The organism is Pseudomonas sp. DE0157 (assembly GCF_007678615.1).
GTDB lineage: Bacteria > Pseudomonadota > Gammaproteobacteria > Pseudomonadales > Pseudomonadaceae > Aquipseudomonas > Aquipseudomonas parafulva_B.
In genome coordinates, this window is record NZ_VEJN01000001.1 from 606,896 (window position 1) to 615,867 (window position 8,972).

The 8,972-nt window shown below is 60.8% G+C and carries 4 protein-coding genes; all 4 read right to left on the reverse strand.

The window, feature by feature from the left end:
* Positions 1 to 1,020 (reverse strand): ABC transporter substrate-binding protein, encoded by a 1,020-nt coding sequence (locus tag FS777_RS02710; RefSeq protein ID WP_145253873.1) that lies wholly within the window; start codon positions 1,018 to 1,020, stop codon positions 1 to 3.
* A 16-nt stretch (positions 1,021 to 1,036) separates the two neighbouring features.
* The gene (locus FS777_RS02715; protein ID WP_145253876.1) at positions 1,037 to 1,936 is read right to left on the reverse strand and encodes a TauD/TfdA family dioxygenase; all 900 of its coding nucleotides are present in this window, start codon (positions 1,934 to 1,936) and stop codon (positions 1,037 to 1,039) included.
* A 196-nt stretch (positions 1,937 to 2,132) separates the two neighbouring features.
* Complete coding sequence (locus FS777_RS02720; protein WP_058637028.1) at positions 2,133 to 2,474, reverse strand: hypothetical protein; 342 nt, start codon at positions 2,472 to 2,474, stop codon at positions 2,133 to 2,135.
* A 186-nt stretch (positions 2,475 to 2,660) separates the two neighbouring features.
* A partial coding sequence (locus FS777_RS02725; RefSeq protein ID WP_145253879.1) for an immunoglobulin-like domain-containing protein occupies positions 2,661 to 8,972 on the reverse strand: 6,312 nt, incomplete at its 5' end.

Consider the following 8,972-nt stretch of genomic DNA (forward strand, 5'->3'; position numbering starts at 1 on the left):
TCAGCTCCCCTGCAGCGGGTGTTCATCCTGGAAGAAATAATCCTTCCACGACGCTGGCTTGTGCTTGATCGCGCCGACCCTGTAGAGAAATTCGGCGAGCTTGTAGGTGTTCTTTGGCGTGACGGTAAATTCGTACCGAGGGTTGTCGATCAGCTTGATGAGGCTTGCGCGGTCGATCTTAGCGTTGGTCACCCGGATGTAGGTATCGGCGGCTGCCGCCTTGTCGTTCTGGGCAAACGTGGCCGCTTCGGCGATGGCATCGACGAAGGCTCTGTACGTCTTGGGGTTGTCCTTGCGGAATTTTTCGGTGGCAAACAGCAGCGTGGGCGAATTCGGCCCAAGCAAGTCGTAGCTGTCGAGCACGATGTGCACGTTCTTGTTGGCCAGCGCCTGATCCTGGAACGGCGGGTTTGAGAAGTGCCCGTTGAGTTCGGTACCGCCTGCCAGCAAGGCGGCCGTCGCATCAGGATGAGGAACCGCCAGGGTGTACTTGTCCAGGCGGTTGTATTGCTCGTCTCCCCATTGCTGCGCCGCGGCGTATTGCAGCAAGCGCGACTGCACGGACACCCCCACCGCCGGCACGGCGATGCGGTCCTTGTCGGAAAGATCCGCAATGGTCTTCACAGCCGGATTGCTGCTGACCAGGTAATACGGGAAATTGCCCAGCGAAGCCACGGCCTTGACGTTCTGTCGCCCTCGGGTTCGATCCCAGACGGTGAGCAGCGGGCCTACGCCAGCACCTGCGATATCCACCGAGCCGGACAGCAATGCGTCGTTGATGGCCGAGCCACCGGAAAGCTGTGCCCACTCGACGTCGATGTCGATGCCTTGCGCCTTGCCGTGCTTTTCGATCAGGTGCTGGTCACGCACCACATTGAGCAGCAGGTAGACGATGCCGAACTGTTCGGCGATACGAATCTTGCCTTCTGCCTGGGCGACGGCGGGGGCCGCGAGACTGCCAATGACGAGGCTTGCGCCCAGCCCGATGCTTGCCGCCAGGCGGCTGATGGATTTGCGCATGATGGAATCCTTGTCGTCAGAACGGGGCATCGCCCTGGATGGTGGTGCGGTAGAGCTTGCGCCGCAGGTGTGCAGGGCAACCGGCAGCCAGGTGGATCAGGGAGCGGTTATCCCAGAACACCAAGTCGTGGGGCTGCCATTGATGGCGGTAGACGTTGTGCTCCAGCACGCTCAAGGCATACAGCTGCTGCAGGACATCCCGGCTTTCGTCCTCCGGCAGCCCGACGATGCGGGTGGTGAACCCTTCACTGACGAACAATGCCTGGCGAGCGGTTTCGGGGTGGGTACGCACGACGGGGTGGATGACTTCCTGCACCTGAGCCAGTTGCTCGGCTGTCAATGCAGGGCGCCAATTGCCTTCGAATCGGGTTTCGGCATAGCGGGCGGTGTAGGAATGAGCGGCACTGCGCCCGGCTACCAGCGTGCGTAGCGCAGCGGGTACTGCGTCCCAGGCCTTGTGCATGTCGGCGAACAACGTATCCCCGCCCTCGTCGGGGAGCTCTTGGGCATGCAGCATCGAGCCCAAGCTGGGCAGTGCCTTGTAGGAGAGGTCCGAGTGCCAGAACTTGCCCGCATCGCCCAGGCCGATGTTCTGGCCGTTCTCGATGATGTTGGAAACAATCAGGATTTCAGGGTGCCCTTCGAGCAGGAACTGCTTGAGCACATGAATCTGCAGTTCGCCAAAGCGGCGGCTGAACGCGATTTGCTGTTCAGGCGTGATGCACTGATCGCGAAAAACCAGAACATGATGATCGAGGTGAGCGCGATGAATACGCGCGAAGTCCTGGGCATTGAGCGGCCTGGATAGGTCGAGGCCGATGACTTCGGCGCCGACGGCGCCGGCGAACGGGTGGACTTCAAAAAGTTGTGACGGCGCGCTATCGATGAGCGACAGGGCGTTCAAGGCGGCTGGCATGTTTCACTCCCACGCAGTGCGCGACTTCATGACGCGCGACGATCGGAAACGCACGGGGGACTCCCGTGTGGGTTCGAGTCGTGCGGCGCATCGATTGGTCGACGGGTACGCAGTGAGTGAACTATAAGGTCATAAGAAATATATTTTAAATACCTTTAAAGCATAACCATAGTCCGGCCGGTGCATGGGCTGGGTGTCAGATCAGGCCACTCTCTTCTTCTTCATCTATCAGGTTGTTGAGGCTGCTCAGCGCCTTGCGCGCCGTCGAACGGTTGAGCAGTTTGGCCCGGGCGCCAGGTGGCAGATCGGTGATCTTGAACACGCCTTTGGCGGTCAGGACATCGATCAGGTCTTCAAGCACCCGGATCATGTCCAGGTCGCTTTGCTTGAGCTGATTGAGGCTGTTTTCCACGACGTCATCGGCAAACCATTCCTGGATGTCGGCATGGTCGGCCGGAAGCATTTCGGTAAATTCGTCGAACGCAGCAGCTTCCACTCGCTGCAACTGGCCAGCGGCGTCGCGTTGCACGTAGAACATGGCGATGTCCCTCGTCACATGGATTCCTTCAGGGTAGACAGCAGCATAGGCAAAAAGCGCCGTACGCGTGGATGCGGCGCGAAAGTATGCGCTGTGTGAGTGCGTGGCGGGAAGGCCTGCCCAGGCAGTTGCGCCAGGTGAAGACATACCGGGGCAACCTTTTACGGTTGCCCCGGTGATGGGCCATCAGCTGTCTTTGTTGTGGATGATGATGGTCGGGTCGGCACCGCTGATCAACGAGTTGATCGTCTGGTTGGACCAGTTCACACCTTCGAGCTTGATGGTGACGTCAGCGTTGGCCAGCCCGCCATCGGTGTTGAGCTTGCCTTCGCTGCTGACCTGCAGCGTCGTGGTGCCCTCCACGGTCGACAGCTTGAGGTAGTTGTCGATGGTGCTGCCTTTCTCGCCTTGCAACAGGTCCTTGAGGTCGATGCGGTCACCTTCGGAGCGGTTGAAGTCTTTGATGACGTCATTGCCATAATCGCCGGCCTTCCAGACGAAGGTATCGGCACCGTTGCCGCCGATCAGGATGTCGTCACCCGGGCCGCCGATGAGGGTGTCGTTGCCTGAGCCACCCAACAGGATGTCATTGCCTTTGCCGCCATCGAGGATGTCATTGCCGCCCTGACCGAACAGGATGTCGTTACCGTTACCGCCCGACAGGATGTCGTTGCCGCCATTGGGCCCGGAGATATCGAACTCGGTGTAGTGCTCGGAGATGTACTGGTGCATCGCCTTGCTGTCCACCGCGCTGGCATCGACGCCGGTCTTCATCGCCACATAGTTCTGCAGCGCTTCGATACCGTTACCCGCCACCGACGGCATGGTGATCACGTCGCCGAACAGGATGTCGTTGCCATCGCCACCATTGACGGTGTCACTACCAGGCTGGATGGCCTCGGTGTGGCCCAGAATGGCGTTGGCCAGGTTGGAGGCATCGATGTTGCTCTGCGGTTTGCCATCGGAGTCGTACGGCTTGAGGTCATCGGTGTTGACGCCGCTGCCGATGCCGATCGCCTCGATGGTGGGCGACAACCCTTTGAGTAACGCATACGCGTTCTGGGAGTTGGTAATCGTGTCAGCATCGGCGTAGCTGCCCTGGCCTGCCAGGCTGGACAGCTCATAAGTGCCGTCGCCCTGCGCGTGCAATGTGCCTGACAACGTCTGGGTCGAGCTCCAGAAGCCGTATCTGGTAACCGTAAGGTACCCCGAGCTGTCAATGTTCAGGACGTTGCTGCTGTCCAGGTTGACGTTCACGGTCTGGCCGAGCTTGTAGTTAATGGACGACAGGTAAGCATCCATCATGATGCCCTTGCTGCTGAGCAGCGCCGGGTTACCACGCTCACCGGTCTGGTAGTAAGTTGGCTCGCCGTCGGTGATGAAGAACGTCTGATTGTTGCCGGTAACGCCAGAATCCTTGAGGTTCTGGAACCAGTTGGCCGTCGTCTTGAAGGCGTCCTCGTAGTTGGTGCCACCTTTGGCCGTCATGGCCGTCAGGGCATTTTTCAGCGTCTGCAGGGCATTGCTGTCGGACAGGTTGACCGCAACGGTGGATTTCACCTGAGTGGCGAAGTCCACCAGCAACACGTTGACCGTGCCGGACGTTGCCCCTTTGACGCTGTTGGACAGCGTGGTGAAGACCGACTGCAGTGCTTTCTGCGCAGGGTCCACGGAGTCCTTCATGCTGCCCGAGGTATCCACGATGAAGGCCAGGTTGTAGTTCTGACCTGGGACCACATGCAGGCCGCTGATGTCGGCGACGATGATCTCGTTGGCGCCCGTTCCGGTGAACGTATCGCTCTCGGCCGTGAGGTTGGTCGCCGAGTAGGTATCAGGGTACACCGTGACCTTGATCGTGCCTTCGTTGACCGCCTTGCTGCCGCCCACGCTCTCCGTGGAGGTAGAGGTGACCTTCACGTCGAACTGGCCTTGGTAGTAGGCCGGTGGCTTGATGGTGAGGCTGCCCAACTTCCAACCGGTCACATCGACGCCGCTGGCGCCAACGGTAGCGGTATGGCCAGCACCATCGCTGACCACCGCCCCCGCCGGGATGCCGGATAGCTTGACACTCAGCGTCTCGGAACCGTCGGTATCGGTCAGGGCAGTCGAGATACCGACCAGTTTCACCGTACCGTTCTCTGGGCCTTCGTTGAGCTTGTAGCCATCGTAGTAGGTTTGGCCGTTGACCGTGTGCGCGTCTGACACGCTCAGACCAGCGTTGGCCATCTCGGTCACGTTCTGGTACATGCGGATGTTTGCGCTGCTCAGGTCGGTCACGCCGCCAGAGCCGACCTGAATGTTCAGGTCATAGCTGCCCGGGCCGGACTGGTTGGCATGGTAGACCTCGATCGGGTAGTAGCCGGTCGCCGTAGGCGTGAACGACCCCGTCACCTGGCCGCCGCCGCCCCACGTGGCCGTGACCACGGTCTTGCCACCGATATTGACCAGGAAGCTGTCGTCGGCAGTACCACTGAAGGTGTAGGTCTTGCCAGCTTCCAGGTAGATCAGGCCGGAGGTCTTCGAACCGCTGCCTCCATTCACGCTGCCGTCGGACTGGACGTTGGTGGTGGTAGCACTGGAGGTGGCGCTGCCGGAGTTAGCAAAGACCGTCTTCAGTGCATCACCGGTGATGCCATTGCCGTTGGTACCCAAGTCCTTCAGGGTGGTCCACACTTCCTTGGTCAAGCCTTTGGACACTACATCGGCGCTGCCGATGGCCAGCGTCGGCATGTCTGCCACAGGGCTGATGTCGACCTTCATGGTCGTTTCGGTACCCAGGTTGGTCCCGTCGTTGGGCTTGTACTTGAACTGCGCGTAGTCAGCCTGCTGGTTGCCCACGCCGGTGCCACCGTAGCCATCAGCGCCGGACTGGTTGAGCAGCGGCACGAACTTCAGTTTGCTGGCGGCGATATCGGCCTGGCTGATCACTTGGCCGACAGTAACGTTGGTCCAGCTGCTGCCGTTGAAGTACTTGAGGCTGCCTGCAGCCGGCAGCGAGGTGATGGTCACGGCCAGACCGGTATTGCCATCCGGGTCGGTGACCTTGAAGTCACCCCAGGCGAATACGTAGTCGGTGTCTTCCACGCCATACACGGCACCGCCTGGTGATACCGGCAGGTTGTCGTTGTCGAGGATGGCGGTGGTGACGCTGCCTTTGCTGCCGTTTACCTGCAGGTTTTCGAAGTTGCCACCGGTGGCGCTTTCGATCTTGACCGTGAAGTTCTCGGTGCCTTCGACCAGCTTGTCGTCGATCGTCGGCACATCGAAGGTCACGCCGGAGCTGTTGGCCGGGATTTTCACGGTGGTGACACCCGTGAAGTCTTCGCCGTTCTTGGCCGTGCCCGAGTAGCTGAGGGTCACAGTGACTTCGGACTGGGACGGGTTGCTCAACGTCAGGGTGTAGTGCGCCGTCTCGCCTTCGGTGAGCGAGGTGGTGCCACTGATACCGACGGTGGTCACGTCGCCCTGGCCGCTCGGCTCGTCGGTCACGGTCGTGGTCACGGCAGTCTTGCTGCCCACCAGGCTCTCGAACTGCTTGTCACCGGCAACGCTGATGTCGGTGATGGCCTTGGTGATGGCAGGCTGGCCACCGACGTACACGTCATCCGGCGCATTGATGCTGACCGTACCGCTTGCGGAACCCGCGGCAATGAACACTTGCGTGCCACCGGTCAGGGTCACGGTCACGCCGCCGTGGCCTGTCACAGGCAGGCTGGTGTCTTCACTGACCAGCGTCACGGTGTAGGTGATCTTGCCACCCTCGACGACGGTGGTGTTATCCACAGCCAGCACAGCAGTGACCTTGCTGATGGTGTCAGTGATGTTGACCGAGGCAGGCGCGCCCAGCACCAGGTTCTCGAACTTGGCGTTTGGTACTTCGGCCTTGGTGATGCCGATCTCCAGCTTGCCCTCGTCCTTGAACACGTCATCACCCTGAGCTGGCGCGACGTAGGACTTGCTGGTCTCCCCGGCCTTGAACACAACGGTGGCGTTGTTGCTCAGGGTCACGGTGAGGTCTTTGTCCAGCACGCGGTTCAAGGTCAGGGTGAACAGAGGCGGCGTGGCTTCATTGACCGAGGCCTGGTTGGCCACGATGTTGACCAGTACCAGGTCACCCTGGCCGGCCGGCTCATCGGTCACCGCCGTGGTGACCGTGTTCTTGCTCGCCACCAGGTTCTCGAACTGCTTGTCACCGGCGACGGTGAGGTCAGTGATGGCCTTGGTGATTGCAGGCTGGCCACCGACATACACATCATCCGGCGCATTGATGGTGACGGTGCCGCTGGCAGAGCCGGCGGCGATGAACACCTGGGTGCCGCCGGTCAGGGTGACGGTCACGCCACCATGGCCAGTCACCGGCAGGTTGGTGTCTTCACTGACCAAGGTCACGGTGTAGGTGATCTTGCCGCCTTCAGCCACAGTGGTGTTATCCACAGCCAGCACAGCGGTGACCTTGCTGATGGTGTCGGTGATGTTGACCGAGGCAGGGGAGCCCAGCACCAGGTTCTCGAACTTGGCGTTCGGCACCTCGGCCTTGGCGATGCCGATCTCCAGCTTGCCTTCGTCCTTGAACACGTCATCGCCCTGCGCAGCGGCGGTGTAGGTCTTGGTCATCTCGCCAGCCTTGAACACAACGGTAGCGTTGTTGCTCAGGGTGACGGTCAGGTCCTTGTCCAACGCACGGTTCAGGCTCAGGGTGAAGGTCGGCGCAGTGGCTTCGTTGACCGACACTTGGTCTGCAGCGATGTTCACCTGCACCAGGTCGCCCTGCCCAGCCGGCTCGTCGGTGACGGTGGTCGTGACTGCCGCCTTGCTGGCCACCAGGTTCTCGAACTGCTTGTCACCGGCCACACTGATATCCGTGATGGCCTTGGTGATTGCAGGCTGGCCGCCGACGTATACGTCATCCGGTGCGTTGATGCTGACGGTACCGCTGGCAGACCCGGCGGCGATGAACACCTGCGTGCCGCCGGTCAGGGTGACGGTCACGCCACCATGGCCGGTGACCGGCAGGTTGTTGTCTTCGCTGACCAAGGTCACGGTGTAGGTGATCTTGCCGCCTTCAGCCACAGTGGTGTTATCCACAGCCAGCACAGCGGTGACCTTGCTGATGGTGTCGGTGATGTTGACCGAGGCAGGGGCGCCCAGCACCAGGTTCTCGAAGGTGGCGTTCGGCACCTCTGCCTTGACGATGCCGACCTCGATCTTGCCTTCGTCCTTGAACACGTCATCGCCCTGCGCAGCGGCGGTGTAGGTCTTGGTCATCTCGCCAGCCTTGAACACAACGGTAGCGTTGTTGCTCAGGGTGACGGTCAGGTCCTTGTCCAGTGCACGGTTCAGGCTCAGGGTGAAGGTCGGTGCCGTGGCTTCGTTCACCGACACCTGGTTGGCGACGATATTGACCTGCACCAGGTCGCCCTGGCCGGCAGGTTCGTCGTGCACGGTGGTGGTGACCGGCGACTTGTCCGCCACCAGGTTTTCGAATTGCTTGGCGCCTGCGACCGTGATGTCGGTAATCGACTTGGTGACCGCCGGCTGGCCGCCGACGTAAACGTCATCCGGGGCATTGATGGTGACGGTACCCGTGGCAGAGCCAGCGGCGATGAACACCTGGGTGCCACCGGTCAAGGTAACGGTCACGCCGCCGTGGCCAGTCACCGGCAGGTCGCTGTCTTCGCTGATCAAGGTCACGGTGTAGGTGATCTTCCCGCCTTCGACGACCGAGGTGTTATCCACAGCCAGCACAGCCGTGACTTTGCTGATGGTGTCGGTGACATCGACCGATGCAGGTGCGCCTAGCACCAGGTTCTCGAAGGTAGCATTCGGCACTTCGGCCTTGACGATGCCGATCTGGATCTTGCCTTCGTCCTTGAAGACGTCATCACCCTGGGCAGGTGCGACATAGGACTTGCTGGTCTCGCCGGCCTTGAACACAACAGTGGCGTTGTTGCTCAGGGTGACGGTGAGATCCTTGTCCAGCACGCGGTTCAGGGTCAGGGTGAACAGGGGTGGCGTGGCCTCGTTGACCGAGACCTGATTGGCCACGATGTTAACCAGAACCAGATCACCCTGGTTGTCATTGCCTGGCGTACCCGAGCCTGGCTCGTCGGTGACTGCGGTGCTGACCGGGGTCTTGTCCAAGGTCAGCTGCTCGAATTTCCAGACATCCGGACCGCTGACCGCCGCGATCGACTTGACGACCGGGTCGTTGGCGCCGATGTAGACGTTGTCAGGTGCGATGACGGTGACCGAGCCGGTCGTACCATTGGCCGGGATGGTGATGGTGGTTTTGCCATCGTCCAGGGTGAAGGTCAGCGCGCCGTGCTTGTCGATTGGCAGGCCGTCCTTGTTGGTCAGGGTCACGGTGTAGGTGATCTGACCGCCTTCGGCCACGGAGTCGGTCGCAGTCAGTTTCGCGACTACTTCGTCGATGGTGTCGGTGACTTTGACCGACGCCTCGTTACCCAGTTGCAAGTTCTCGAAGGTGCGACCACCCGC